At 60.2% G+C, this 26,061-nt stretch carries 24 protein-coding genes; 21 read left to right on the plus strand and 3 right to left on the minus strand.

Annotated elements, in window-relative coordinates:
- The first annotated feature begins 258 nt into the window (after positions 1-258).
- The 9 genes from HMPREF2912_RS04650 to HMPREF2912_RS04690 all read left to right on the plus strand — a co-directional run bounded on the left by HMPREF2912_RS04650 (position 259) and on the right by HMPREF2912_RS04690 (position 8,916).
- Entirely contained in the window at positions 259-846 is a 588-nt protein-coding gene (locus HMPREF2912_RS04650; RefSeq protein WP_070562965.1) for a copper resistance CopC family protein, read from the plus strand.
- Between the two features lie 76 nt (positions 847-922).
- Entirely contained in the window at positions 923-1,618 is a 696-nt protein-coding gene (locus HMPREF2912_RS04655; RefSeq protein WP_070623932.1) for a copper chaperone PCu(A)C, read from the plus strand.
- 64 nt (positions 1,619-1,682) lie between these two features.
- Entirely contained in the window at positions 1,683-2,963 is a 1,281-nt protein-coding gene (locus HMPREF2912_RS04660; RefSeq protein ID WP_070683446.1) for a Dyp-type peroxidase, read from the plus strand.
- A gap of 93 nt (positions 2,964-3,056) precedes the next feature.
- Positions 3,057-5,120, plus strand: coding sequence for a threonine--tRNA ligase (gene thrS / locus HMPREF2912_RS04665; protein ID WP_070522080.1), 2,064 nt, complete (start codon positions 3,057-3,059; stop codon positions 5,118-5,120).
- A 6-nt stretch (positions 5,121-5,126) separates the two neighbouring features.
- A complete protein-coding gene (locus tag HMPREF2912_RS04670; RefSeq protein ID WP_070683486.1) occupies positions 5,127-5,744 on the plus strand; it encodes an ATP adenylyltransferase in 618 nt (205 codons plus the stop codon).
- A complete protein-coding gene (gene pgsA, locus HMPREF2912_RS04675) occupies positions 5,737-6,372 on the plus strand; it encodes a phosphatidylinositol phosphate synthase (RefSeq protein ID WP_070683448.1) in 636 nt (211 codons plus the stop codon). The genes HMPREF2912_RS04670 and pgsA overlap by 8 nt, the downstream gene beginning before the upstream one ends.
- A gap of 63 nt (positions 6,373-6,435) precedes the next feature.
- Entirely contained in the window at positions 6,436-7,338 is a 903-nt protein-coding gene (locus tag HMPREF2912_RS04680) for a phosphatidylinositol mannoside acyltransferase (RefSeq protein ID WP_070683450.1), read from the plus strand.
- A gap of 18 nt (positions 7,339-7,356) precedes the next feature.
- Positions 7,357-8,457: a glycosyltransferase family 4 protein gene (locus HMPREF2912_RS04685; RefSeq protein WP_070563237.1), complete on the plus strand. Its 1,101-nt coding sequence runs from the start codon at positions 7,357-7,359 to the stop codon at positions 8,455-8,457.
- A complete protein-coding gene (locus HMPREF2912_RS04690; protein ID WP_070563239.1) occupies positions 8,458-8,916 on the plus strand; it encodes a LemA family protein in 459 nt (152 codons plus the stop codon). It begins immediately after the preceding gene.
- Here HMPREF2912_RS04690 and HMPREF2912_RS04695 read toward each other — a convergent pair.
- The gene (locus tag HMPREF2912_RS04695; RefSeq protein WP_083299159.1) at positions 8,901-10,103 is read right to left on the minus strand and encodes a diguanylate cyclase family protein; all 1,203 of its coding nucleotides are present in this window, start codon (positions 10,101-10,103) and stop codon (positions 8,901-8,903) included. The genes HMPREF2912_RS04690 and HMPREF2912_RS04695 overlap by 16 nt on opposite strands.
- Positions 10,104-10,155: 52 nt before the next feature.
- Entirely contained in the window at positions 10,156-10,638 is a 483-nt protein-coding gene (locus HMPREF2912_RS04700; protein WP_070563344.1) for a DUF3817 domain-containing protein, read from the minus strand.
- Positions 10,639-10,739: 101 nt separating this feature from the next.
- Here HMPREF2912_RS04700 and HMPREF2912_RS04705 point away from each other — a divergent pair, with 101 nt between their 5' ends.
- Both HMPREF2912_RS04705 and HMPREF2912_RS04710 read left to right on the plus strand, forming a co-directional pair.
- Entirely contained in the window at positions 10,740-11,606 is an 867-nt protein-coding gene (locus tag HMPREF2912_RS04705) for an acyl-CoA thioesterase (protein WP_070563248.1), read from the plus strand.
- A gap of 129 nt (positions 11,607-11,735) precedes the next feature.
- On the plus strand, positions 11,736-12,491 hold the full coding sequence (locus tag HMPREF2912_RS04710) for a YebC/PmpR family DNA-binding transcriptional regulator (RefSeq protein ID WP_070529978.1): 756 nt from the start codon (positions 11,736-11,738) through the stop codon (positions 12,489-12,491).
- 6 nt (positions 12,492-12,497) lie between these two features.
- Here the strand turns inward: HMPREF2912_RS04710 and HMPREF2912_RS04715 are convergent, their stop codons facing one another.
- Complete coding sequence (locus tag HMPREF2912_RS04715; protein ID WP_083299160.1) at positions 12,498-13,193, minus strand: nitroreductase; 696 nt, start codon at positions 13,191-13,193, stop codon at positions 12,498-12,500.
- A 156-nt stretch (positions 13,194-13,349) separates the two neighbouring features.
- On the opposite strand from HMPREF2912_RS04715, the gene ruvC reads away from it, so the two are divergent.
- The 10 genes from ruvC to HMPREF2912_RS04765 all read left to right on the plus strand — a co-directional run bounded on the left by ruvC (position 13,350) and on the right by HMPREF2912_RS04765 (position 26,049).
- The gene (gene ruvC, locus HMPREF2912_RS04720) at positions 13,350-13,961 is read left to right on the plus strand and encodes a crossover junction endodeoxyribonuclease RuvC (protein WP_070562988.1); all 612 of its coding nucleotides are present in this window, start codon (positions 13,350-13,352) and stop codon (positions 13,959-13,961) included.
- 41 nt (positions 13,962-14,002) lie between these two features.
- Positions 14,003-14,611 (plus strand): Holliday junction branch migration protein RuvA, encoded by a 609-nt coding sequence (gene ruvA, locus HMPREF2912_RS04725; protein WP_070596715.1) that lies wholly within the window; start codon positions 14,003-14,005, stop codon positions 14,609-14,611.
- A 15-nt stretch (positions 14,612-14,626) separates the two neighbouring features.
- A complete protein-coding gene (ruvB, locus tag HMPREF2912_RS04730; protein ID WP_070522109.1) occupies positions 14,627-15,712 on the plus strand; it encodes a Holliday junction branch migration DNA helicase RuvB in 1,086 nt (361 codons plus the stop codon).
- A 39-nt stretch (positions 15,713-15,751) separates the two neighbouring features.
- Positions 15,752-16,084, plus strand: a complete 333-nt coding sequence (gene yajC / locus HMPREF2912_RS04735) for a preprotein translocase subunit YajC (protein WP_070562995.1) — start codon at positions 15,752-15,754, stop codon at positions 16,082-16,084.
- 186 nt (positions 16,085-16,270) lie between these two features.
- The gene (gene secD / locus HMPREF2912_RS04740; RefSeq protein ID WP_070563254.1) at positions 16,271-18,118 is read left to right on the plus strand and encodes a protein translocase subunit SecD; all 1,848 of its coding nucleotides are present in this window, start codon (positions 16,271-16,273) and stop codon (positions 18,116-18,118) included.
- Positions 18,119-18,120: 2 nt separating this feature from the next.
- A complete protein-coding gene (gene secF, locus HMPREF2912_RS04745) occupies positions 18,121-19,272 on the plus strand; it encodes a protein translocase subunit SecF (RefSeq protein ID WP_070563000.1) in 1,152 nt (383 codons plus the stop codon).
- A 3-nt stretch (positions 19,273-19,275) separates the two neighbouring features.
- Entirely contained in the window at positions 19,276-20,886 is a 1,611-nt protein-coding gene (locus tag HMPREF2912_RS04750) for an ABC transporter substrate-binding protein (RefSeq protein ID WP_083304487.1), read from the plus strand.
- Positions 20,883-21,437, plus strand: coding sequence for an adenine phosphoribosyltransferase (locus HMPREF2912_RS04755; protein WP_070522126.1), 555 nt, complete (start codon positions 20,883-20,885; stop codon positions 21,435-21,437). The genes HMPREF2912_RS04750 and HMPREF2912_RS04755 overlap by 4 nt, the downstream gene beginning before the upstream one ends.
- Positions 21,438-21,471: 34 nt before the next feature.
- Positions 21,472-23,769 carry a RelA/SpoT family protein gene (locus tag HMPREF2912_RS04760; RefSeq protein ID WP_070563258.1) on the plus strand — a complete coding sequence of 766 codons (2,298 nt, stop codon included), beginning with the start codon at positions 21,472-21,474 and terminating at the stop codon, positions 23,767-23,769.
- A gap of 171 nt (positions 23,770-23,940) precedes the next feature.
- Complete coding sequence (locus HMPREF2912_RS04765; RefSeq protein ID WP_070563261.1) at positions 23,941-26,049, plus strand: bifunctional metallophosphatase/5'-nucleotidase; 2,109 nt, start codon at positions 23,941-23,943, stop codon at positions 26,047-26,049.
- The last annotated feature ends 12 nt before the right edge of the window (positions 26,050-26,061 follow it).

Raw genomic sequence — 26,061 nt, forward strand, 5'->3', positions numbered from 1 at the left:
AGGGTCGCGAGTTCGAGTCTCGTCATCCGCTCCACGTCGAGTGCCTCTCCACTATGGAGGGGCACTTTTCGTTTTCTTGTTTGCCGGGGTGTATGGCTAGGGGCGGTCCAGGGAACTTTTCCACTGCATGCAACGACTACTTGGTAACCTCGCACAATCCGTGCGGGGTAAGGATTGGCTCGAGGATCCCTCCCGGCGATAGGATGAGGGAACCTTCAACCAAAAGTTTCATCAGACCATCAAGGAGTTGTTCTGGACATGCAGCTGCGTCAGGTCACCACAGGGATTGCTGCCGGGGCAGCCTGCCTCGCGGTCGGGCTGTCCGCGCCACTAGCGGCGGCACATGACTCAGTCATAGGCGGCAACGTTGTGAGTGATACGCCGCTGGAGGAATTCCCCCGCGAAATCACGTTGGAATTCTCTGGTATTCCAAAGGACAACTTCAACACCTTTGCCGTGAGCGATAAGACAAGCGGCGACGTGCTCTTTGACGCAACCCCGACCATTGACGGCCGCAACCTCACCGTCGAAGTCCCCCAGGACGTCGAGCCCGGTGATGGTGACTACCAAGTAGGTTTCCGCATTACGTCCTCCGATGGGCACTCCACACTCGGTTCCGTGCCATTTAGCGTGGCCTCCGGGGCTGGGGGAGATAAGACTGCAGATGCTTCTGCCGATGGTGCCAAGGAAAGCGACGATGCAGAAGAGTCTCAGGATCCCCTGAGTTCCTTGCCTACCGCGGCCAAATGGATCATTGGTGTAGGAGCAGTTCTCGTCGTCGGCGCAGCCCTTTTCGCCTTCGGAGCAAAGACCCGCCGTTCTGGCGGAGAAGACCCAGAAGGCTAAGCACCACACGGTTCTGATGATGCGAGAGTCAAACCGCATTTTCCTTAACTACTGTTACTGCAGAAAGGCATGTCACATGCTGAATTCCCGTATTTTCCTCCGCGCTTCCGTCGTTGCCGTTGCTGCTGCCAGCCTTGCACTGGCAAGCTGCTCGACGAGCGAGGAAGATTCCACCGCAGCCCCATCGAGCGCTGCAGCCAGCACTGAGAATGGCGCTGAGAAGGACAAGGAAGCAGCGACCAGTGGTTCGGCTACTTCCTCCGCTGAGTCGGGTGTCACCTTCGAGGATGCTGTCGTGCGCGCCATGGAGAAGGATTCGGATATGACCGCGATCTTCGGCACCCTCCACAACCACACGGACAAGGACATCAACGTGGTTGGCTTCACCTCTTCGGTGAAGGCGGAGCACTACGAGATCCATGAGGTCGTCGATGGCGTCATGAAGGAGAAGGAAGGCGGCTTCGATATCCCTGCTGGCGAATCCGTCGAGCTCGCACCGGGTAGCTTCCACTTCATGCTGATGGGAGTTACAGAGCCCGTTATGGCTGGCGAGACCGCCACACTGACGCTGGAGCTTAGCGACGGCTCAACGGTCGACCTGGGCGACATCCCCGTGCGTTCCATCGGCGCAGGCGACGAGAACTATGGCGATATGGGCGGCATGGATCACGGCGACGATATGGACCATGGCGACATGAAGCATGGTGATCACATGGACCACTCAGAGTCCGCAGACATGTCGGGCATGAAGACGGAAGAGCACGCTCACTAGAAAAGCGTTCTCTGGGCCAAGGTAGGCAAGTTATCGGTTCTCACGAGATAGGGAGACAACAACGATGAGCGGGTTCGAGGAACCTGTCAGCCGGCGTGGATTGCTCGCCGGAAGTGCTGTGGCTGCAAGCGCGGTAGCCCTCGCTGGTTGCGCGAAGGGGGAGGAGCCAGGGCAGTCTTCGGCGGAGTCTGCAGACGCTTCCCAAGCAGCGCAGGCCGGTGACGCCGGAAGCACCGGGCCGGAGCGCCGCGAGGAAACCATGGGTGGCGATATCGTCGCCTTCGATGGCAAGCACCAAGCTGGCATCCAAACCCCGGTCCAGGCGCACGTGGAATTGGTCGGTTTCAACCTGAAGAAGGAGACCACCGCACGCGGCGCGGCCGCACTCATGCGTCTGTGGACGGAGGACGCTCGCCGCCTGTGCACCGGCGAGAACCCGCTGGGCAGCCTCGAACCTGAATTGTCTACCACCCCGGCAAACCTCACCGTCACGTGCGGTTGGGGGGAAGGATTCTTTGACACGGTGGGCGTCGCCAAGCCCAGCTGGCTGCGAGATATCCAGGACTTTGAACACGATGAATTGCGCCCTGAATGGGGACAGACCGATATCGTCTTACAGATCTGCAGTGATGATGCCTTTACCGCGGCCTATGTGCTGCGGCATATGACTCGTGCCGGTAAAGACTACGCCGACGTCGCGTGGATTCAACAGGGGTTTAGCCACGCTTATGGTTCCGCCCCGAAGGGAACAACCGCGCGCAACCTCTTTGGGCAAAAAGACGGCACGGTCAACCCGCGAAGCGATGAAGATTTCAATGAGCAAGTATGGATCGAGGACGGCCCCTTTGCCGGCGGCAGCGCCATGGTGGTTCGCCGCATCCACATGAACCTCGATACGTGGGAGCAACTTGATCGTGCTGCGCGTGAAAACGCTACAGGTCGAGCGCTCGATACCGGCGCACCTCTCGGTGGCAAGGACGAGTTCGACGAGGTTGACCTGGACGCGCGAAACGAGTTTGGCCTCAAGGCCATTGATGAAAACTCGCATGTCGCCCGGGCGCATCCTCCGGTCGACTCACCTCATCAGAAGCTGCTGCGCCGTCCGTATAACTACAACCTTCCGCCTTCCCCGGAGACCACCAAGCGCGGTGAACTCAGCAACGCTGGATTGATCTTTATCTGCTACCAGAAGGATCCTACGGCGCAGTTCGAGCCCATCCAGGCGCGGCTCGACAAAGCGGATCGCCTCAACGAGTGGATTACCCACATCGGCTCGGCCGTGTACTACATGCCGGCCGGAACTGAGGGCGAAACCTTTTGGGGCGAATCGCTCATCCGCAGTTAAGAGGGGTAGACTAAGCCGCTGTAACTTTCTCGTTGAGCGCTGCTCGGCCAGGTATGTCGAGCGGCGCGTGAGCGCAAAGGAGCGCAACAAGTCATGGCGGAAATGATTCCAGCAGTCCCGGTGAACTACGAGCCGATCACGGTCCCGGCCGGTACTGCCGTGGGAGCAGCGATGCGCGAGCATGAGCTGCCCAACAAGGGCCCCGAAGCAGTAGTCGTCGTCCGCGGCGCCGACGGTACTCTCTACGACCTTTCCCACACGCCGGACACTGACGCCGAGTTCACCCCGGTTGCTGCCTGCGAGGAAGACGGCCGCGCCGTTATTCGCCACTCCTGCGGGCACGTCATGGCCCAGGCCGTGCAGGCGGAGTTCCCCGGCACCAAGCTGGGCATCGGCCCGGCCATCGAGAACGGCTTCTACTTCGACTTCCAGACCGCAGAGCCCTTCACTCCGGAGGACCTCAAGGCCATTGAGAAGCGCATGAAGAAGATCATCAAGGGCGGCCAGCGCTTCGAGCGCCACGTCTACTCCTCCCCGGAGGAAGCGGAGCAGGCGCTTGCGGCCGAGCCGTTTAAGCTCGAGCTGGTTCAGGACAAGGGCAACGTGGACCCTGATTCCGATGAGGCTGCCGAGGTTGGTGCCGGTGATCTGACCCACTATGACAACGTCAACCCGCGCACCGGCGAGGTGGAGTGGTTCGATCTGTGCCGTGGCCCGCACGTTCCGACCACCAAGTACATTCCAGCTTTTGCCCTGACGCGTTCCTCTGCTGCCTACTGGCGCGGTGACCAGTCCAAGGCTGGCCTGCAGCGCATTTATGGCACTGCCTTCGAATCCAAAGAAGCACTTGAGTCTTACAAGACCATGGTGGAAGAGGCAGAAAAGCGCGACCACCGCCGCTTGGGTGCCGAGCTGGACCTGTTCTCCTTCCCGGATGAGATCGGTTCCGGTTTCCCGGTATTCCACCCCAATGGCGCCACCGTGCGCATGGAGATGGAAGAGCACTCCCGCCGCCGCCACATTGCGGACGGCTACTCCTTCGTGTCCACCCCGCACCTGACCAAGGGTGACCTGTTCAAGAAGTCTGGACACTTGGACTTCTACGCGGATGGCATGTTCCCGCCGATGCAGCTCGATGGCGAGTGGGATGAGGACGGTAATTGCACCAAGCAGCCGCAGGACTACTACGCCAAGCCGATGAACTGCCCGATGCACAACCTCATCTTCGCCTCTCGTGGCCGCTCTTACCGCGAGCTGCCGCTGCGCCTCTTCGAGTTCGGCACGGTGTACCGCTACGAAAAGTCCGGCGTTGTTCATGGTCTGACTCGCGCCCGTGGCTTCACCCAGGATGACTCCCACATCTACTGCACCCCTGAGCAACTTGAAGATGAGCTGACCAAGGTTCTGGAGTTCATCATTTCTCTGCTCAAGGACTACGGCTTGGACGACTTCTACCTGGAGCTGTCCACCAAGGATCCGAATAAGTACGTCGGTTCTGATGAGATTTGGGAGCGCTCGACGGCTATTCTGCAGTCCGTGGCGGAGAAGTCCGGTCTTGAGCTGGTTCCGGACCCGGCGGGCGCGGCATTCTACGGCCCGAAGATCTCTGTCCAGGCTCGCGATGCCATTGGCCGTACCTGGCAGATGTCTACCGTGCAGCTGGACTTCAACCTGCCGGAGCGCTTCGAGCTGGAGTACACGGCGTCGGATGGCTCCAAGCAGCGCCCGATCATGATTCACCGCGCACTTTTCGGTTCCATCGAGCGTTTCTTCGGCGTGCTGCTGGAGCACTACGCCGGCGCCTTCCCGGCATGGCTGGCCCCGCACCAGGTGGTGGGCATCCCGGTGGCGGATACCTTCGCCCCGCACCTCGAGAAGGTCTGTGCCGAGCTGCGCTCCCGCGGCCTGCGCGCTGACGTCGATACTTCCGACGACCGCATGCAAAAGAAGATCCGCAACCACACCACTGGCAAGGTCCCGTTCATGTTGTTGGCGGGCGAGCGCGACGTTGAGGCAGACGCCGTGTCCTTCCGTTTCCTTGACGGCACGCAAGTTAACGGCGTGCCCGTGGAAGCCGCGGTCAACGTCATCGAGGCTTGGGTGCGTGAGCGCAACAACGATCAACCGACCAAGGAAACCATCGCCGAGCGCGTCTAGGTGCAGATGCATCTAGACAGAGCTGAGAAAGGGAGCACACACAGAGTGGGAGAGTACGTCGATACCGGCCTGGGAACCCCCGACCGCTTAGAGCGCCTGTGGGCGCCGTACCGTATGAGCTACATCAAGCGTGAGGGCGGCGCCGGCGACGTGCCAAAGGAAGCCCGTAACCCGTTCGTGGAGATCCCACAGATGTCGGACGAGGACGGGCTCATCGTTGCCCGCGGTGAGCTTGTCTATTGCGTGCTCAACCTTTATCCCTATAACACCGGCCACATGATGGTCATCCCGTACCGCCAGGAATCTGAGCTGGAAAACCTCACCGAGGAGGAGTCCCGCGAGCTCTTCCAGTTCGCGCAGGCCGCCATCCGGGTCCTGAAGAAGGTGTCCGGCCCCGATGCCGTCAACGCCGGTTTTAACCTGGGGCGGGCCTCGGGCGGATCGGTGGGGCAGCACCTGCACATGCACATCGTTCCGCGTTGGAGCGGAGATTCAAACTTCATGACTATTGTGGATGGCGTTAAAGTGTTGCCGCAGCTCCTCAAAGACACCCGTTCCCTTCTTGCTCAGGGATGGGCGGAGCTCGCCGCCGAAGGAATCATCTCAGGAGAAGCGCATGCTTAGTGTTCACGGGCGCAAACCCGCCGCCGTGGTTGTGGTCCCGGTGGCCAAGCTCTTCCTCAAGATGGGCCTGACCCCGAATATCGTCACCATTGTGGGAACGATCGTCACCATTGCCATATCGGTCATCCTCATCCCACTTGATCACCTCTTTGCCGCCGCGCTGTTGTCGGGTCTCTTCGCGGCCTTCGACATGCTCGACGGCACGATGGCGCGCCTGACCACGGGTGGTTCAAACTTCGGTGCTACTCTCGACGCCTCCTGCGATCGCATTACCGACGGTGCCTTGTTCGCGGCGATCGCTTACTGGATGGTGTACGTCGATAGCGCTCACCCCATCAACTTCGCCGCCTGCATGGTGGTGCTGGTTAGTTCCCAGGTCATCTCTTATGTCAAGGCGCGCGGCGAGGCCTCCGGTTTCAAGATGGTTGGCGGCCTCGTCGAGCGCCCAGAGCGCCTCATCCTAGGACTCGGCGGCGTGGGGTTGGAAGGCCTGGGCGTGCCTTATGCGCTGGAAGTCGCCCTGTGGCTGCTGGCTGTGGGGTCTATCTTCACCATTTACCAGCGCATGCGCCAAGCGGCGCGTCAGGACACCAAGGCGCGTTTTAAGAAGGAACTGAAGCACCTATAGCTCAATCCCCGCTCCCACCGGAAGGTATCGCGCCCCCGGCCCACACAGAAAGGCTCCCGAACCGTGGCTCTACTGGACCGTGACCGGCTGACCGCCGCCGCATACATCGCGTGCTGGAAGGTTGTGCGCTTCCTTCCCCAGCCATTGGCTGTCTGGTTGTTCGAACGCGGTGCAGATCTGGCAAGTAACAACGGCCAAGGCATGGAACAGCTGCGCCAGAACTTGAACCGGGTTGTGGGGCCCGAAAACGTTACGCGGGAGCTGGTGCGGAACTCGATGCGCTCCTACATGCGCTACTGGCTAGAGGCCTTCCGCTTGCCGGCCATCCACTCGGACCCTGACCTGCAGAAGCGGTTGCTGGCTGGCCTGCGCGGCAAGGAGTACTCGGATGAGTCAGTGGCATCCGGGCGCGGCGTGATTTTTGCGCTGCCGCACTCAGGCAACTGGGACATGGCGGGCGTCTTCTGCGTGGGCCACTATGGCGGCTTTACTACGGTGGCTGAGCGCTTAAAGCCGGAGGCGCTTTTCGATGCCTTCGTGGACTACCGCGAGAGCCTCGGATTCACTGTTCTGCCGCTGACAGGAGGCAGCTCTTCGCCTTATCCGCGCCTCAAGGATGCCTTGGAACGGGGCGGGGTTGTGTGTTTGCTGTCCGAGCGTGATCTCACGCGCACCGGCGTGCCCGTAGACTTCATGGGCGAAGAAGCCAACGTTGCCGCCGGCCCCGCCCAACTCGCCATTGAAACAGGGGCGGCTCTCCACGTGGTGCACTCGTGGTTCGACGGCAAAGGTTGGGGGCTGTCCGTCAGCCCCGAGATTGAGGTCACGACTCTTCAGGAGACGTGCCAGCGCCTTGCGGACGGCTTCGCAGAAAACATCCGGGCGCACCCCGAAGATTGGCACATGTTGCAACCGCACTGGAATGCGGACGTCGAGCGCCGGCGCGCTGCTCGCCACAAGAAGTAGAAAGGCAGAACACACTCCATGCGCATAGGTATTATCTGCCCCTATTCCTTCGACGAACCCGGCGGAGTTCAGGCCCACATCCTTGACCTAGCCACTGTCTTCATTGAGCAGGGGCACCACGTGGAGGTGCTGGGGCCGGCGTCGACAAGCACGCAGGTGCCCCGCTTTGTGCGCAAGGGTGGCTGGGCCGTGCCAATTACCTATAACGGCTCGGTGGCTCGCCTGTCTATCGGACCGCACGTGCGCCGCAACATCAAGCGCTTCATTCGCGAAGGGAACTTCGACATCCTACACATCCACGAGCCGAATTCCCCGAGCTATTCCATGGCTGCGCTGGCAGCGGCACGTGGCCCTATCGTGGCTACGTACCATGCTTCGGCATCAAGCTCCGTGGCGTTGACTCTGGCCAAACCTTTCCTGCGCCCCTACCTGGAAAAGATCCGGGGAGGCATTGCGGTTTCAGAGATGGCTCGCCGCTGGCAGGTAGAGCAGTTGGGTGGTGACCCCGTGCTCATTCCCAATGGGGTAGATACCTCTGTATATGCGCGCGAGCGTGCTCGTGCCGAGCATAAAGAGAATGATTCAGAGATTGAGATCGTGTTCTTGGGGCGTCTCGATGAGCCGCGAAAGGGCCTGGACATTCTTCTTGAGGCCCTCACCCTGCTCCCAGAGAAGGTGCGGGTGACAGTCATGGGCGGCGGTCATCCGCGGAGCGTTCCGGGAGTCGACTTTGTGGGGCGCGTCAGCGATGCCGAGAAGGCAGCCATTTTGGGGCGCGCCGATATCTACGTGGCTCCCAACACCGGCGGCGAGAGCTTCGGCATCGTCCTGGTTGAGGCAATGGCAGCTGGCTGTGCAGTGGTGGCTTCGGATTTGGAGGCCTTCGCTGCAGTGTGCAATGCCGACTCGGAAGAACCTGCAGGTGCCTTGTTCAGAACCGGCGACGCCACGGACTTGGCGCGCGTGCTGCAGGATGTAGTGAACGATACGAACAAGCGACAGGCCTTGATCAAGGCAGGAGTGGAGCGCGCCCGCGAATACGATTGGGATCATGTGGCCGCTGCCGTCATGCGCGTGTACGAGACTGTGGCGGATGGCACGAAAGTGCGGGTGTCTTAAATGCCGATTGAAGTTGTCATTGCTCTTGCCGTCCTCCTCATCCTGGGGATGTGGGCGCTCTATACGGCGCAGCGACTGAACTCCCTCCATATCCGCACCGACGCAGCCCTGGCTCAGCTTGAGGCCACGCTGGATCGCCGCGCGGCGGTGGTTAGCGCCCTAGCTCCCGAGCTCGAGGGCATTGCGGCGCGCGCAGAGGCGACGGAGCTTGCACAGGGGAGTTTCGATGAACGGGCCACCCGGGAGCGTGAGCTGTCGGCGGCCATCGCGCAGCGCTTTGAAGCGCGCCCAGCCGTGCTTGCCGACGCCGAAGGGCGCATCCACTTAGCTCACCGCTTCTACAACGAGGCGGTCAGCGATACCCGCGCGCTGCGCCTGCGCCCGGCCGTCAAGCTGCTGCGCTTGGGAGGCACGGCGAAGCTGCCGGAGTATTTCGAGCTGAGTCAAATTGAGGTGTGATCCACCTGGGACTGTTGAGCCCGCGCCACGCGGGACTCGAGGGAGTACCAGTACAGAGCAAAAGCGGTCATCGCCAAGATAAGGAGGTTGCGCAACACGAGTGCGTACACCGGGTTGAGGTTTTCGCCCACAAAGAACCAGATGTAGTCATAGCCATAGGGATAGATGACGGTTCCCAGGGCAGCTGTTCCCACGGCGAGTACCGCCATGATGGCGCGCACCCCAGCGATATTAGCGGCCTTGTTTCGGTAGGAAGCAGACTCCACGGGGACGGGGGAGCGGAGAGCCACCGCAAGAATCGGCCCAAGCCACACGATATATTGCGGAGAAAAGACCTTATTCGTCGCCATAAGCAGCAGGATTGCCGCGATGAAGAAAACAAGTGTGGAGCGTGGGCTCCAGCCGCCGCGCAGAAAGTGAGCGAGCGCTACTGCAATGATCCAGAGGAGCGCGGCACCCATCGCGATGGTGCTCACAGTAATCGCCGTATCGACACCAGGCCCGGAGATCTCAAAGCTTTTCGACGTTGCGTATTCCATCGTCCACACCCCAGGCTGGTGATGGGCTTGGTAGACGAACCAGGTGGCGGCTAGAGATTCAATCTGGAGGCCGCGTTGACCTTGATACGTCAGAGGAGAGAGCAACCTATCCACACCGGCTATCGCAGCTACACTGAGGCAGAGGGCGGCGAGGCTTCCGAAAAAAGCGGACAGCCGCTGCCAAGTACCACGAGAGGTTGCGCGTCCGACGAGCCCGGCAGCGAGGACTCCGGGCCACAGCTTGGCTGCGGTGGCCCAGGCCAACAAAGCCGAGGCAAGACGGGGGCGGGTGGCCAGAAGTGCGCCCGCACCGGCGACGAGCAAGGCGGGATAGAGGTCTAGCCGCCACGCGAAAACGTGGCCTGCCGCGGTGCCGAAAAACACCCAAAACCATCCGGCGCTATACGCTGCGGGGTTGTCGCGGTGATGGCGCAGGAGGAGGGCGAGGAAGGTGGCGTCGGCAAGCAGCACCATGGCTGTAAAACCGATGGCATAGCGCTCAAAGTCGTATCCAGTAAGCCACGCGAGCAGGACGCTGGGCCAGGTTCCGACCTGCGGATACTCCGTCATGTCTTGAGGATTATCGCCAAAGACGCCCTCGAGGTAATACCGAACGTCTCCGAGCGGGTCCGTGTCGTTGACGAGCATGTAAACGAGGAGAAGGCGCGCCAGGACCCAGCCTGCCCAAATGCTTGGAGTTTTAGCGATTATTTTCAATGGCGGACTCTACGTCAACGGGTGGTCCCAACATGAGCAGGATGCTAAACACAACGGCGACGACGAGTAGCGCGATGAGCGCGCTGCGCACCGGGTGGCGGATGACCTGTGCCAAAACCGAATCGAAGAAGCCGTGTGGCTGTGCGTCGTCGGCAAAGCGCCACGGCCCATCAACGAGTCCGCGCCGAGATACCCAGACCGCAAAGGGCAGCGCCGCGAAGGGGATGACGGTCACTACCAGGCCCAGGATTCCAACCCCCACCGGCCAGCGGTTGTTGATCCACACCAGGGCCGTCATGAGCAGGAAGCAGAGGAAGCCGAAGCCGTGGATGCCACCTGCAATCGGTGTGAGCGCCTCGGTGGTGCCGGAGTACTTGAGGATCATGGAGAGGATCAGCAGACCCCACGTGATCATTTCTAGGTAGGCGGCCACGCGGTGCACGCTGTGCGGGGTGGTTGAACTCATGCGGAACATAGTACGCAACTCCCAGGAGCAGATCAGCTCGTGAGTAGGATGGTCGGAGTGAGTGTGGCGGGCGCCATAACGGCGATGGAAATGGAGTAAAGATGGCATCGGTGGCTCAAGCAGTCGACATCGAGCGGATTGGCGATGACGAATTTCGCGCCCCCGCGGTTCCCTCGCTCATCGCTCGCACCTTTGGGGGACAAACCATGGCGCAAGCGCTTCGGGCGGCGCAGCTCACCGTTGATGACAAGTTGGCGCACTCCATGCACTGCTACTTCGTGGGGCCTGGTGACTCCAGTGCGCCCACAACCATCCGCGTGGAGCGGATACGGGATGGCCGCTCTTTTGCGCATCGCCATGTGCGCGTCTACCAAAAGGACCGCATGATCTTCATGCTCAGCGCTGGTTTCCACGCGTCAGGCGATGTTGGCCCGGAACATCAGGCAGGCATGCCGCAGGTGCCGCCGCCGGAGAGCATTACAGAATCCCCGTACTCCACCCGGATCATCTTGAAGGAGTGGGAAGACTGGGACGTGAGGCTGGTCCCCGACGCATCCCGCGATGCCGTCGCCGCGGAAACCACAGGCGCTGGGTTTCGAAATATCTGGTTCCGTAACACGGGTGCCTTGCTTGCCGACGCCCCCGATCCGTCCCTCCATCAAGCGGCGCTGCTCTACATGTCCGACATGACATTGATTCGCTCAGCGCTGCTCCCGCACCAAGGGGAGAGGATCCAACTAGCCAGCTTGGATCATTCATTGTGGTTCTTGCGTCCGGTCCGGGTCGATGAATGGATGTTGTACTCACAGTCGAGTCCCTCAGCACAGACCGGGACTGGTCTTGCACAGGGCAAGATATACAACCAACGCGGGGAGCTACTGGCGGTGGCCATGCAGGAGGGGCTGACGCGGACCATGCATCCTGAAAGTGAAGGCACCAGCGCCAACGGCAATTGGCAAAATGTGTGATGCTACAGCGAACCGACAGTTAGGAATGAGGCTTCCACGCGTACCCCTGTGCGGAGGTACGTGGCGTGAGGCCGTATAATTGCACCAGTTTCTAGCAATTTATTGCACAGCCATATCGAAAGGGATGACATGTCAGGCCACTCCAAATGGGCAACGACTAAGCACAAGAAGGCTGCCAACGATGCCAAGCGCGGCAAGGAATTTGCCAAGCTGATTAAGAATATCGAGGTGGCGGCCCGCACAGGCGGCGGCGACCCGGCGGCGAATCCCACCCTCGATGACATGATTAAGAAGGCCAAGAAGGCCTCCGTTCCGAACGACAACATTGAGCGTGCCCGCAAGCGCGGTTCCGGCGAAGAGGCCGGCGGCGCAGATTGGGAGACCATCATGTACGAGGGCTACGGCCCCAACGGTGTGGCCATGCTCATCGAGTGCCTGACGGATAACCGCAACCGCGCAGCCACCGACGTTCGTACCGCGATGTCCAAGAACGGCGGCAACCTCGGCGAGTCCGGTTCCGTCGCGTACATGTTCTCCCGCACCGGCTTGGTCATGGTGGAGAAGGGTGAGCTTAGCGAAGATGACATCCTGCTCGCTGTGCTGGAAGCTGGCGCCGAGGAGGTCAACGACAACGGCGAGAAGTTCGAGATCACCTGTGCACCGGGTGATGTTCCGGCCGTGCGCGAGGCCCTTGTTGCTGCTGACATCGAAGTTGATGACACCGACACCGATTTCCGCGCGTCCGTTGAGGTTCCGCTGCAGGCAAATGATGCCCGCAAGATCTTCCGCCTCATCGATGCGCTTGAGGATTCGGACGATGTCCAGAACGTCTACACCAACATGGACCTCAGCGATGAGGTTCTCGCCGAGCTCGACGAGGACTAAGGGCTTCTAGCTGAGCTTAAGGCCTTCCAGGCCATGTACCGTCACCGTCTCTGATAACGGCGCGCGCCCCGGGGCAGTCTTGAACACAGGGCTGGATTCATCGGCCACGCCGAAGGTGAGGGCGGTGACGAGCTTGTACTCCTCGTCCACCCCGAGGAATTCACGGACCGTGGGCGCGAGGAGTGAAATCATGCCCTGTGGGACACCGTGGTAGCCGTGTGCCTGCAGCGAGAGCAAAAAGTTCTCAGCATAGGTGCCTTGATCGAAGGCAGCGCGAATGCGATCACCCAGCGGTGGAATGAAAAGCAGCGCCGCGTGCGGGGCTCCGAAGAAACGAAGGTTTTCGCGGATGAACTCCGTGCGCGCCTCTTTATCCTCGCGCGCAATGCTGAGCAGCCCGTACATCTTGGCGGCGAGCTGCTGCGAGCGTTGCGGGTGGACTCCCTGACCATAGTCAATCGTGAAGTCTGGATTAATTCCGTTCTTATCGAACTCCGCGATCAGCGCGGCGCTTAATTCTTTCAAAGCAGCGCCGCCCACGAGGTGTACGTTCCACGGTTGAGTGTTGGAATTGGAAGGCGCGGATTGGGCGTCGATAAGCACCTGCTCGATGACATCAGTGGGGATGGGATCCGGCAGGAACGCCCGCGGGGAATGACGGGATCGGATAAAGCCTGAATAGTCATTTGGTTGTTGAGACATGCGCGCCACTCTACCCGCGGTGATGAAGAGGAAACAGATGGGATGGGCCTGACTGATTTGGCAGGCATCGTTCGCAGGGCGCTGATTGCGCTAGAACACATGTGTGTACACTATGCCCCAGGCAAGTGAGTTCATCAGTAGGGCGAGGAGGCGGCCGTGAATTTGGAAGGGCTGCGCGTCATGGGTATTGATCCTGGATTGACGCGCTGCGGCCTGTCCGTTGTCCAAGCAGGACGTGGGCGCGCGGTTATTCCCATCGCAGTAGGTGTCGTGCGCACCCCCAGTGACAAAGAGTTGGGGGAACGCCTGAAGCGGCTATCTGTGGCGGTGAGGGAATGGATGGATGACTACCAGCCGCATGTCGTGGCGCTCGAGCGCGTATTCGAACGCGGCCAAGTGTCAACCGTCATGCAGACCGCTCATGCCGTCGGAGTCTTGGTGCTCGCGGCAGCAGAGCGCGATATTCCTGTGCACATGTACACGCCCTCCGAGGTGAAGAAGGCGATTTCAGGAAATGGGCGCGCTGACAAGAAACAGATGACAGCCATGATTACCCGTATCTTGGGGCTGAGTGAGGCCCCCAAGCCGGCTGATGCGGCGGATGCTTTGGCCCTTGCGGTCTGTCACTGCTGGCGTGCTCCAGCGCTGGCATGGATGAGTGGCGGTGACACGAGCGCCGGCATAGGGGCGGGCGCACGAACAAGCGGGGTACGGGGTTCTTCACCGCGTACCGCGTCTGTCTCTCGCGCGGCAAAGTCAACCTCTTAAGCTAACTGGCATAACCCTTCGAACCAAGGAATTTTTATTTAATGATTGCATCTCTGCGCGGAACAGTCCTCGACATCCAGCTTGATCACGCCGTGCTCGAATGTGCCGGCGTGGGCTATAAGGTCCTTGCCACCCCGGCCACGTTGGGGACGCTCCAGCGCGGTGAAGAGGCCAGGGTTATGACTACGCTCGTGGTGAAGGAAGACTCGATGACGCTGTATGGCTTCACGAGCCACGAGGACCGCGACATGTTCCACGTGCTCCAGACGGTCTCTGGGTTGGGGCCAAAACTGGCCTTGGCCGCCCTGTCGGTGATGAGCGCCGGCGATTTAGCTCAGGCGATTGCGGGGGAGGAGACAGCACGCCTGCAAAAGATTCCGGGTGTGGGCAAACGAGTTGCACAACGATTGATTCTTGAGCTCAAGGACAAGGTTCAAGCTTTTGCTTCTGTGGATGGCGGCGATTCTTCGGTTGCTGCGCAGACCGCGTCCGGACCGGTTGTTGAGGATGTTGTTGAGGCGCTCGTCGGGTTGGGCTTTACGGACAAAATGGCCCGCCCCGTGGTGGAATCAGTTGTGGCTGAAAAACCTGAGGCGGCGACACCAGTGGTGCTGCGCGCAGCACTCAGCAAGCTGGGGTCCAAGAAATAGGGGAGAGTGGGTGACATGTCAGACGTAGAACGCACAGAATTCTCACTGCCGGACGGGGTGGAGCTTAACTCTCCACTCCAGCGCAACCAGGATATGGATGCCACCGAGCAACAGGGCGAGCACGATATTGAGCGCTCGTTGCGTCCGAAGTCGCTCGGCGAGTTCATTGGCCAGCCTAAGGTGCGCGAGCAGCTATCCCTTGTGCTTAATGGAGCGAAAAATCGCGGCGTAACGCCAGATCACGTGTTGCTATCCGGCCCTCCCGGACTGGGCAAGACGACGATGGCGATGATCATCGCCCAAGAGCTGGGAAGCTCGCTTCGTATGACCTCGGGGCCTGCTCTGGAGCGAGCAGGTGACCTGGCAGCGATGTTGTCGAATTTGATGGAGGGCGATGTGCTCTTCATCGACGAGATTCACCGCATCGCCCGCCCGGCTGAAGAAATGCTCTACATGGCGATGGAGGATTTCCGTATTGACGTCATCGTGGGCAAGGGCCCAGGGGCTACCTCTATCCCGTTGGAAATTCCGCCTTTTACCCTGGTGGGGGCGACTACTCGCGCCGGAATGCTGACCGGGCCGTTGCGTGATCGCTTCGGCTTCACCGCGCAAATGGAGTACTACGATACCGAGGACCTCACCCAGGTCATCACCCGCGCAGCGCGAATCTTGGAGGTTGACATTGACCAAGATGCTGCGGTGGAGATTGGATCTCGGTCGCGCGGAACTCCGCGTATTGCCAACCGCCTCCTGCGCCGCGTCCGTGACTACGCCGAGGTCAATGGGGATGGTCACATCAATGTTGGCGCAGCACAAGCAGCGCTGCGGGTTTTTGATGTGGACGAACGTGGGCTGGACCGCCTTGACCGTGCGGTACTCGAGGCTCTCATTAAAGGGCACGGTGGTGGCCCCGTGGGAGTCAATACTCTGGCCATCGCGGTGGGCGAGGAGCCGTCGACAGTGGAGGAGGTGTGCGAGCCGTACCTCGTGCGCGCGGGGATGATCTCGCGAACGGGCAGAGGCCGTGTCGCGACTGCGGCGGCATGGCACCACCTAGGCCTTGAGGCGCCCGAGGGAACGGTGGGCGGGACCCTCTTCTAATTGGCCCAGAGACGGGGAGGTCTGGCACACTGACCACTTATGAACGGAACCCAGATTCTTCTACTCCTCGTACTCGCAATTCTCGTTATTTTGCCGAGCTTTATGTCAATGCGCGCGCAGCGCAAGCGCCAGGCACAGATGCAGGAATTGCAATCCTCCTTGAAGCCTGGCCAAGAGGTGATTACCGCCGGCGGCCTGCACGGCACCGTGGTAGAAGCCGGTAAGCAGCAGGTTGATTTGCGCGTTAAGGACGGCACCGTGATTACCTTCGACACGATGGCTATCGTGCGAACTGCTGAGCAGGCTGGCACGGTCAACGATGCGCCGGCTGAGGCGGAGGGCGACAACGACGAACGCTTCCCGAAGCTCTAATTCGAGTTGCGCTCGTCACACTGCGGGCGCCTCACCTTAAGCCTGTTAAGGAAAACCGCGGTCCATGACGTACGATGGTGGACTGTGCTCTAGTCATGGTGGCATCATGGCGCTCAATCGCGTCGTGGAGATGGCTACCATGACCTATGATTTTTAGCCCTGTTCCACACAACACAGGAGAACTTTGTGTCCGCTTCGAAACGTGGTGGCGTTAGCAGCCGTCAACGGCAATGGCCTAAGCGCGCGATAGCGCTGTTTGCGCTCATTGTCATCGTGATTTACGCACTGATATTTCTGACCGGTGATAAGTCGCCTACCCCAAAGCTCGGCATTGATCTACAGGGTGGTACTCGCGTAACCCTGGTTCCGCAGGGTGAGGACCCAACCCAGGAGCAGCTGCAGCAGGCGCGCACCATCCTCGAGCAGCGTGTGAACGGCATGGGTGTTTCCGGCTCTGAGGTCGTCATCAGCGGCTCTAGCTTGGTGATTACTGTTCCGGGCGAAGATGCTTCCCAGGCGCAGGCAGTGGGCCAAACTTCTCAGCTGCTGTTCCGCCCGGTGGGCGAGCAGCCCATGCCGGATATGGACAAGCTTGAGAAGTCCATGACTGATACGGCTAACCGCTGGGTCAAGTACGGAGTCGTGACGCCAGAGCAGGCCAATAAGGCGCTGGCCTCCATCCACGATGCGCTCAACCAGAACGCAGATGCAGCCGCCCAAGGCGGGGAGAAGAAGGACGATAAGAAGTCTCCGGCTCCTACTGTGAGCGAGAAGCCGCTTCCGGCCCCGGCGAACTCTCTTGAGGAATCTGAGCGCCGCGATAAGGTTACTGAGGTTCTGCTTAAGGACCGCCAGTCTGAGGATCCCACCCAACAAACGGCAGCACTGGGCTTGATGACGTGTGACGCGGAATCCGACCCATTGGCCGGAACCGATGACCCGGCAAAGCCGTTGGTGGCTTGCGACTACTCTAATAAGCAGCCCTACCTGCTCAAGCCAGCTCCGCTTCTGGACGGTATTGAGGATCCGAACGGAACCCGTCTGACTGGTAACGAGATTGATAGCAACTCTCCGATTCAGGGCGGCCTGAATTCCCAGACCGGCCAGATGGAGATCAGCTTCGCCTTCAAGACCGGCGATGGCCCCAATGGCTCGCAGACGTGGTCCACCTTGACCCAGGAGTACCTGCAAAAGCAGGTGGCCATCACCCTCGACTCCGGCGTGATTTCTGCTCCGGTAATCCAGGGCGCGACCCCGGTTGGTGCCGCTACCTCCATCACTGGTGATTTCTCTCAGGAGGAAGCACAGAACCTGGCAAATAACCTGCGTTATGGTGCACTGCCGCTGTCCTTTACCGGCTCCAATGGCGAGCCGGGCGGAACGGTGGAGACCGTGCCGCCGTCACTGGGCAAGGCCGCCCTTGAGGCAGCACTCATCGCCGGCATCGTCGGCCTGATTCTGGTTTCGCTGTACTCCATCTACTATTTCCGCGCTCTGTCTTCGGTGGCGCTGCTGGTGCTCGTCACCACCTGCGTCATGCTGTACGGTGCCCTGGTCCTGCTGGGTCGGTGGATCGGCTACTCGCTTGATCTTTCTGGCATGGCGGGCTTGATCATTGGTATTGGTGCCACGGCCGACTCCTTCGTTGTCTACTACGAACGTATGAAGGATGAGATCCTGGGCGGGCGCACATTCCGGTCTGCCACCCGCACGGGTTGGGAGCGCTCGCGGGCAACGATTGTCACGGGTAAGGCCGTGACGCTTATCGGCTCCGTCGTGGTGTACTTCCTCTCTATTGGCGCCGTCAAGGGCTTTGCCTTCACCATGGGCTTGACCACCATCTTCGACCTCATCGTTTCCTTCCTGATCATGGCGCCGCTGATGCAGCTCCTTGGCAGCCGCCCAGCTTTTGCCAAACCGTCGATGAACGGCCTCGGCGGCATCTACAACCTCGTGGAGGAGCGCCGCGAACGCGGCTTTTATGCCAAACCGGCCAAGAAACCCGTCGCTACTGCCACGGATGAGGAGAAATAATCATGGCTGTCGAAACTACTAACCGCAAGATTTCCCGCTTTGACCGTCTTTACGTAGACGGCAGTGGATTTGACTTCGTTGGTCGGGCCAAGACCTGGTACACCATCGCCGGTGTGCTGCTCATCGCCTCCATCTTGGCTATTGCACTTCGTGGCTTCAATCTGTCTCTGGACTTTGAGGGAGGCACGAAGCTCAACATGCCAGCTGGGGATCTGTCCACCGAACAGGTAGAGGAAACCTTTACAGAGGCCACCGGTGTTACCCCAGAGCTGGTGCAGATCGTGGGCGCGGGTTCCTCGGAGACGCTGGAAATCACCTCCGAGCGTCTGAGCCAGGATGAGGTTAACCAGGCCCGCCAAGCCATCTTTGAGAAGTATCAGGTCAAGGATGACAACGGTAAGCCGAGCCCGGATGCGATTGGTTCTTCGACGGTGTCGGAATCATGGGGCTCGTCGATTACCAAGCGCATGGTCATCGCGATGGCCGTATTCCTCGTGCTGGCCACCATTTACGTGGCGGTCCGCCTGCAGCGGGACATGGCCTTTGCGGCAATTCTTGCCCTCATTTTTGACGGTGTGTTCATTGCCGGTATCTATGCGCTCTTTGGCATCGAGGTGTCCCCGGCAGTCATCATTGGTCTGCTGACGGTGCTGACCTTCTCCCTCTACGACTCCGTCATTGTCTTTGACAAGGTGGACGAGAATACGACGGGATTGGAAGGCCAGCGCAAGAAGACCTATGGGGAGCTCACCAACTTGGCCATTAACCAGACGGTGATGCGTTCGATCTCCACGTCTATTATCTCAGCCCTGCCGATCATCGCTCTGTTCGTTGTCGCTGTATGGCTGATGGGTATCGGCACACTGCGAGATCTTGCTCTTGTGCAGTTCATTGGCGTTATCGAGGGCGTATTCTCCTCAATCTTCCTCGCTACGACGCTTCTGGTGACTTTGTCGAACCAGCGAAAGAGCGTGAAGAAGCACAACGCCGTGGTTGCCGCCTACCGTGCGGAGGGCGAGCCTACGGAGGCAGGCGAAGGCGATGCGGAAACGAAGGCTACGCGCACCGTCGTTTCCCCATCCGCGGCTTCGCATTCTGAGCCCGAGCCACCTACTGACGAGTCCGGTGGGGCGTCCTGGCGCCCCGGGCGTTAAGCCGTGCGTACATCTCCAGTCGCGGCACTGCTGGCCCTAGCCCTCACCGTGACAGCGTGCGGCTCTAATGAGGAGAGTGCGGGGGAGGACTCGTCCGCACCACGTTTCGCGGTGCTGAGCGATTCCCCCCTTGCTACTAGTAACGCAGCCTCCGCGTGGGGCGATGCCGTCGGGGCTGCCCAGCTAGCAAGCCGCGTCTATCCTGCGCTGTACGTACCGGGCCCAGCCGGGCAGATGGTGCCCAACTCAGATCTTGCCCACGCGGAGTATTTTGCTCCCGACGGCGATGAGACCGGGGCACACGTGGACTTCACGCTGACGGAGCAGGCTCGCTTCGCCGACGGCGAGGCAGTGACCTGTGACGATTACCTCTTGGCCTACACCGCTGGCCAGCTGAGTGAGACCTTTGGCTCCCACCTTCCGCTGATGGAAGAGGTCAGCGAAGTGGAATGCGCGCCCCGTAGCAAGAAATTCACCGTGTGGTTTACGCCCGATGCGGGGTCGCGGTGGCGCTACTTGTTTGGCCCCGGCACGGTTCTCCCAGCGCACGTGATGGCTAAGCGGGCGGGGATGAGCGTCGAAGAGCTTAACGCGGCGCTTCATGCTCAGGACATGGCAACCTTGCAACCAGTGGCGGAGGCTTGGCGCGATGGCTTTTCGACGGAACCGGGGCGTTTTGACCCGGACATGCAGGTTTCTTTCGGGCCATATCAGATTGACCGCGTCGAGGATGATGGCTCAATCGTTCTGACGCCGAATGACAACTACTACGGCGACAAGCCTGCCGTGCGTGAAGTAGTCATGTTGCCCAGCAGCGCGGATGCGGCAGCGTTTGTAGCCTCAGACGAGCTTCGCGTTGCAGAGTCACCCACGGCTTCACCCTCGTGGTTGGACCGCAATGCCGAGGGGAAGCCGGTGGACGTCAAGTCCGTAGCGGGTAGCCTGACTGACACTCTGGTCTTCTCGGAGGCTGGGATTTTTGCCCAGCCGTGGGCACGCGCCGCCTTCGCCGCGTGCGTGGATACGCAGCGCTTGGCGCAGGCCTCCTCCAAGGAATCAGGCGTGGATGTTCCTGCCGTCACCGTGCGCACGGTGCGCAACGATGATCCAGTTGCGGCCCAGATGGCCTCGCTAACAACAGTCCCCGTCGACAACGCAGCTGCGTCGGGTCTGTCCGGTTACACCATCGGTGTAGGCTACCTCGCTCCCAACCCTCGCTATAAGGCAATGGTTGAGCAGTTGCGCGCGGCCTGCGAGCCCGCAGGAATCACCGTGGAAGACCGCTCCGGAGACCGTGTTTCCCGCGAACAATTGTCCGCGGATCCCGCGACAGGCCAGCCGGAGATCGACGTCTACCTTGGGGCAGTAGATCCGATGCGTGAGCATTCCGCTCCCGCCTCCAGCGTGAAGAATGCGTCGGCATTGCGCACGTTGGAACAGGATTTGTGGGAGGAATTACCGTCTATTCCCATCTCCGCGCAGCCCCGGACCTTTATCACTGACCGCGCTGTGACAGGCGTGGTGCCCTACACTGGCCCTGCGGGTATCGGGTGGAACCTCGACCGTTGGAGCTATACCCCACAAACAGCAGCCGAAACTAAGGAAGAGTCGTGAGCGAGATTTACGTCGCAGCAGCACAAGCCTTGAAGGATAAGGTCCGCCTTGTCCAAGACTTCCCGGAGGAGGGAATCCTGTTTGAGGACCTGACCCCGGTATTGGCAGATGCGGAGTCCTTCGCCGCCGTGGTCGATGGCTTGGCTGAGGCCTGCAAGGAGCTCGGTGCCGATTTGGTCGGTGGCCTCGATGCGCGCGGGTTCCTTCTTGGTTCCGCCGTGGCGTACAAGTTGGGGGTGGGAATCCTCGCCATCCGCAAGAAGGGCAAGCTTCCGCCACCCGTGTTGACCCAGGAATATGAGCTGGAGTACGGCACGGCAGCGCTGGAGATCCCAAACAGTGGTATTGACATTAAGGGCAAGCGCATCGTGCTTGTCGACGACGTCCTCGCCACCGGCGGTACCCTCCACGGAGCCGCATTGCTGCTGGAATCAGCGGGCGCGGAAGTAGCGGGCAATGTCGTGGTTCTGGAGGTCAATGGGCTCCAAGGACGTGAGCGACTGCAAGGTTCCCCATTGATTGTGCTCAATCAGATGGGAGCAAAGGACTAAGGTTGTATGCCTAAGCTACTTCGCGGAGGCAGACATGACGACTGAAAAGCAGGACAAGACTGCGTGGCGGCCGGGCAGTGTGCGCGGCATGTCCGCCCGCTTGGCGCGCTCGCTGACGGGCGGACGCGTAAAGATCAATCCCGCGCTGGACCCGTTGATGTCTATCCACCGGGAGTTTCACCCGAAGGCAGACGCGGAGCTTCTCAACAAGGCCTATGCGACGGCGGAGCGGCTGCACGAAGGCGTATTTCGCAAGTCCGGCGAGCCTTACATCACGCATCCGCTTGCGGTGGCAACCATCGCGGCGGAGATCGGCATGGACACCACGACCGTTGCGGCGGCCTTGCTGCACGATACAGTGGAAGATACTGACTATTCGCTGGAGGACCTCACCCGTGATTTCGGTCCCGAGGTGGCCCGGTTGGTCGATGGCGTAACGAAGCTCGACAAGGTCGCCCTCGGCGCCGCCGCCGAAGCCGAGACGATTCGGAAGATGATCGTGGCTATGGCTACGGACCCGCGCGTGCTCGTCATTAAGGTGTGCGATCGCCTGCACAACATGCGAACCATGCGCTTCCTCCCGCCGGAGAAGCAGGCGAAGAAGGCACGGCAAACCCTTGACGTCATTGCGCCGCTTGCTCACCGCCTGGGCATGGCAAGCGTTAAGTGGGAACTCGAAGATCTTGCTTTCGCGATTCTGTATCCCAAGAAGTACGACGAGATCGTGCGCATGGTGGCAGATCGCGCTCCCTCACGCGATAAAGCGCTTAAGGAAATCAAGGCCCAAGTAAGCCAAGCCCTCAAGGCAAACGGCATTCAAGCCGAGGTAATGGGGCGCCCGAAACACTACTGGTCGATTTATCAGAAGATGATCGTTCGTGGGCGTGACTTTGCGGAGATCTTTGATCTCGTCGGAATCCGCATCCTCGTCGACGACATCAACTCCTGTTACGCCGCCATCGGCGTGGTGCACTCGTTGTACCAGGCTCTTCCGGGGCGCTTCAAGGATTACATCTCCTCGCCTCGCTTCGGCGTCTACCAGTCGCTGCATACCACCGTTATCGCGGACGGCGGCTCCACACTTGAGGTGCAGGTGCGCACGCACGAGATGCATTACAACGCCGAGTTTGGCGTTGCGGCACACTGGCGCTACAAGGAGACCAAGGGCAGGAATTCCGGCCACCAAGAAGAAGTGGATCAGATGGCGTGGATGCGCCAGCTGTTGGATTGGCAGAAGGAAGCCGCCGATCCCAACGAGTTCCTGGACTCTCTGCGTTATGACCTGACCGCCAAGCAAATCTTTGCGTTTACCCCGAAGGGTGACGTGATCAATTTGCCCGCTGGTTCCACCCCCGTGGATTTCGCCTATGCGGTGCATACGGAGGTAGGCCATAGGTGCATTGGTGCCAAGGTCAACGGCAAGCTCGTGGCATTGGAATCGGAGCTGAAATCCGGCGATAAAGTTGAGATTTTCACCTCCAAGGATCCGAATGCGGGTCCCTCGCGGGATTGGCAGGAGTTCTTGGTCTCGCCACGGGCTAAGACGAAGGTGCGGCAATGGTTTGCCAAGGAACGCCGCGAGGAGCACCTCGAAGCCGGGCGGGATGCCTTGGCCGCCGAGGTTCAGCGTGGCGGTTTGCCCATGCACCGGCTGTTCACCGCTAGCTCGATGAAGCAGGTAGCCGAGCAGCTGCACTACCCGGATGTGGATGCGCTCTATACCGCCATCGGCGCCGGCCATGTCTCAGCTCAGCACGTTGCCAACCAGCTCATGGCGCTCTTCGGAGATAGGGACGATGCAGTCGATGCCTTGGCTTCTCGTACCCCGCTCAGCGAGCTGGAGAATTCCCGCGCTCAGCACACGAAGGATTCCGCATCCGGCACCGGAATTTTGGTGGAGGGCAGCCCGGACGTCATGGCCAAGCTGGCGAAGTGCTGCCAGCCTGTGCCTGGTGACGCCATCTTTGGCTTCGTGACCCGCGGCGGTGGCGTGTCCGTGCACCGAGCTGACTGCACCAATGCTGAAAAGCTCAAGTCCGAACCCGAGCGCATGATGCAGGTGGAGTGGGCTGGCGGGCCGAAGTCTTCCGGTGCCTTCTCCGCGACGCTGCAATTAGAGGCCATTGACCGTCAAGGTCTGCTCTTTGAGCTCACCCGGATCTTTAGCGATCAGAGCCTCAACGTATTGTCGATGACCTCCAATCGCGGCGATGACCACATTGCGACAGTGCGCTTCACCTTCTCGGTCTCTGACACCAAGCAGCTGGGGCAGTTGATGACAACCCTGCGTAATACCGAGGGCGTCTTCGACGTCTATCGCGTCACAGCTTAAGGCATCACCCCTCAACCGGGGGTGTGTGGCTGAACGGGAGGTTGCGCCTGGGTGAAACTAGGGGAGATGTTTGGTGAACGCGCTGGTCGTGGCGTCAGCAAGCGCTGCGCAATCGTGATGGATGCGTTATAAACACGTGGACAAGATTTCTCTCATACCCAGGAGATCCACGTGAACTTCCGTCGCTTTGGCCAGCTTCTGGCCGCCACCACCGTCACCGCCGTTGCCGTCTCCGGCGCGCCTGCCTTCGCCGCTGAGGCCGACCAGGTGACCATTTCCGTCACCAACTTCACCGACTTCCACGGCCACCTTGAGCTGGCCGAAAACTTTGACAAGGAATCCGAGGAACTGGTTGGTTACTCCGAGATGGGCGCTGCTCGCATGGCTGCGCTCATCAAGGCCGTCAACAAGGACCAGGAGTACGCCTTGACCTCCTCCGGTGATAACGTTGGTGGTTCCGCTTTTGTGTCTGCGATTTCTGAGGACAAGTACACCAACGAGGCCCTCAATGCTATGAATCTCGATGTCACGGCCGTGGGCAACCACGAGTTCGACAAGGGCACCGATGACCTGATGGGCCGTATCAAGGACCAGTCCAACTTCCCGATCCTGGGCGCCAACGTCACCAAAGATGGCAAGCCCCTGCTCGATGCTTCCTTCGTCAAGGAGGTAGACGGCGTGAAGGTGGGCTTCGTTGGTACCGTCACCGAGAACACCAAGTACAAGGTGTCCGCTGCGTCCATCCCGGGCGTCGAGTTCTCCGACCCGGTCGAGGCCACCAATAAGGAAGCCAGCCGACTGAAGGAATCCGGCAAGGCTGACGTCGTTGTGGCGCTCATGCACGAGGACGCTCAGCAGTACGCGGAGGGCTTCAGCAAGGATGTGGATATCCTCTTTGGCGGTGATACTCACGTTAAGACCCAGGGCGAGGTTGCTCGTGAGGGGGCAATGCCGCTGTACTGGGCACAGGGCTACGAGTACGGCAAGGTGCTTAACGACGCCGACATCACCTTCGACAAAGCCGAGAAGAAAATCACCAAGATTGATCTCAAGCAGTACGACGTGGCCAACGCAGAGGTCTTCGCCCAGCTGCAGGGCCTCGAAGACGACCCCGAGGTGGCTAAGATCGTCGAGGAAGCAAAGAAGGTAGCGGAGATTGAGGGTGCCAAGACTGCTGGTACCACCGAGAAGGCCATGTACCGCGGTTCTGATGAGGGCAAGGACACCGGTACCAACCGCGGTGTGGAGTCGACCCTCAACAACTTTATTGCCGATGGCCAGCGCTTTGCTCTATCTAAGCAGACGGACAAGGACATCGAAATCGGTGTTATGAACGCAGGCGGTGTGCGCGCTGACCTCAAGCAAGGTGATGTTTCCTACCAGGACATCTTTGCCGTTCAGCCATTCGGTAATTACGTGATCACCGCGGAGGTTAGCGGCGCAGACTTCATTACCGCGTTGGAGAACCAGTGGAAGCCTGGCCAGTCCCGCCCGCGCCTGGCTCTGGGCCTGTCCAACAACGTCACCGTTGTCTACGACCAGAAGGCTGAGCAGGGCAAGCGCGTTAAGTCTGTCACCATTAACGGTGAACCGATTGACCCGGAGAAGAACTACAGCATTGCTCTGTCCTCCTTCCTTGCCTCCAGCGAGACGGAGGCCGGCGGCGATGGCTTCTTTGAGCCCGGTTCCATCAAGAACCGCAATGACGTTGGCTACATGGACACCCAGGCGATGATTGACTACATCGCTTCCGGCGAGTCCAAGGTCCGCACCGGCCAGGGCCAGATTGGTGCCCACGTGTCTGGTGACCTGAAGCCGGGGGAGGAGATCACAGTCGACCTTTCCTCCCTGAACTACTCCAACGCAGAAGAGCCACAGGCTAAGAAGGTCACCGTTGCTCTGGGTGACGCTAAGGCCGAGGCAGACATTGACAACGCAGCACAGCCCGGTGACGAGCAGTTCGGCGAGCGTGGCCGCGCAACCGTCAAGCTCACCATCCCGGAGGGCCTAAAGGGCGAGCAGAAGCTGCTCATTACTACCGATGCTGGCACTGAAGCCGCCCTTCCGATTTCCCTCGACGGTGACGACGACGCGAAGGACCCGAAGGATACTGGTTCCGCCAAGGATGCAGCTTCCTCCATCGGCTTGGGTGTGGGTATCACCGCCGCTATCGCTGCCGCCATTGCCGCTGTGATTGGTGCCATCAACATGCCGGTTGCTGCGCTCCCAGCACCGGTGCAGCAGCTGATTGAGCAGCTGCGCAAGCAGTTCAACATCTAGTCTGTACTGATG

This window comes from Corynebacterium sp. HMSC056E09, from assembly GCF_001813425.1.
In the GTDB taxonomy this organism is placed as follows: domain Bacteria; phylum Actinomycetota; class Actinomycetes; order Mycobacteriales; family Mycobacteriaceae; genus Corynebacterium; species Corynebacterium hesseae.

Bases quoted from the DNA above. Each gene is read 5' to 3' on its own strand.
- HMPREF2912_RS04650 (WP_070562965.1), top strand. From the start codon at position 259: ATGCAGCTGCGTCAGGTCACCACAGGGATTGCTGCCGGGGCAGCCTGC.
- HMPREF2912_RS04655 (WP_070623932.1), top strand. From the start codon at position 923: ATGCTGAATTCCCGTATTTTCCTCCGCGCTTCCGTCGTTGCCGTTGCT.
- HMPREF2912_RS04660 (WP_070683446.1), top strand. From the start codon at position 1,683: ATGAGCGGGTTCGAGGAACCTGTCAGCCGGCGTGGATTGCTCGCCGGA.
- thrS (WP_070522080.1), top strand. From the start codon at position 3,057: ATGGCGGAAATGATTCCAGCAGTCCCGGTGAACTACGAGCCGATCACG.
- HMPREF2912_RS04670 (WP_070683486.1), top strand. From the start codon at position 5,127: ATGCATCTAGACAGAGCTGAGAAAGGGAGCACACACAGAGTGGGAGAG.
- pgsA (WP_070683448.1), top strand. From the start codon at position 5,737: ATGCTTAGTGTTCACGGGCGCAAACCCGCCGCCGTGGTTGTGGTCCCG.
- HMPREF2912_RS04685 (WP_070563237.1), top strand. From the start codon at position 7,357: ATGCGCATAGGTATTATCTGCCCCTATTCCTTCGACGAACCCGGCGGA.
- HMPREF2912_RS04690 (WP_070563239.1), top strand. From the start codon at position 8,458: ATGCCGATTGAAGTTGTCATTGCTCTTGCCGTCCTCCTCATCCTGGGG.
- HMPREF2912_RS04695 (WP_083299159.1), bottom strand. From the start codon at position 10,103: ATGCTCGTCAACGACACGGACCCGCTCGGAGACGTTCGGTATTACCTC.
- HMPREF2912_RS04700 (WP_070563344.1), bottom strand. From the start codon at position 10,638: ATGAGTTCAACCACCCCGCACAGCGTGCACCGCGTGGCCGCCTACCTA.
- HMPREF2912_RS04705 (WP_070563248.1), top strand. From the start codon at position 10,740: ATGGCATCGGTGGCTCAAGCAGTCGACATCGAGCGGATTGGCGATGAC.
- HMPREF2912_RS04710 (WP_070529978.1), top strand. From the start codon at position 11,736: ATGTCAGGCCACTCCAAATGGGCAACGACTAAGCACAAGAAGGCTGCC.
- HMPREF2912_RS04715 (WP_083299160.1), bottom strand. From the start codon at position 13,193: ATGTCTCAACAACCAAATGACTATTCAGGCTTTATCCGATCCCGTCAT.
- ruvA (WP_070596715.1), top strand. From the start codon at position 14,003: ATGATTGCATCTCTGCGCGGAACAGTCCTCGACATCCAGCTTGATCAC.
- ruvB (WP_070522109.1), top strand. From the start codon at position 14,627: ATGTCAGACGTAGAACGCACAGAATTCTCACTGCCGGACGGGGTGGAG.
- yajC (WP_070562995.1), top strand. From the start codon at position 15,752: ATGAACGGAACCCAGATTCTTCTACTCCTCGTACTCGCAATTCTCGTT.
- secF (WP_070563000.1), top strand. From the start codon at position 18,121: ATGGCTGTCGAAACTACTAACCGCAAGATTTCCCGCTTTGACCGTCTT.
- HMPREF2912_RS04760 (WP_070563258.1), top strand. From the start codon at position 21,472: ATGACGACTGAAAAGCAGGACAAGACTGCGTGGCGGCCGGGCAGTGTG.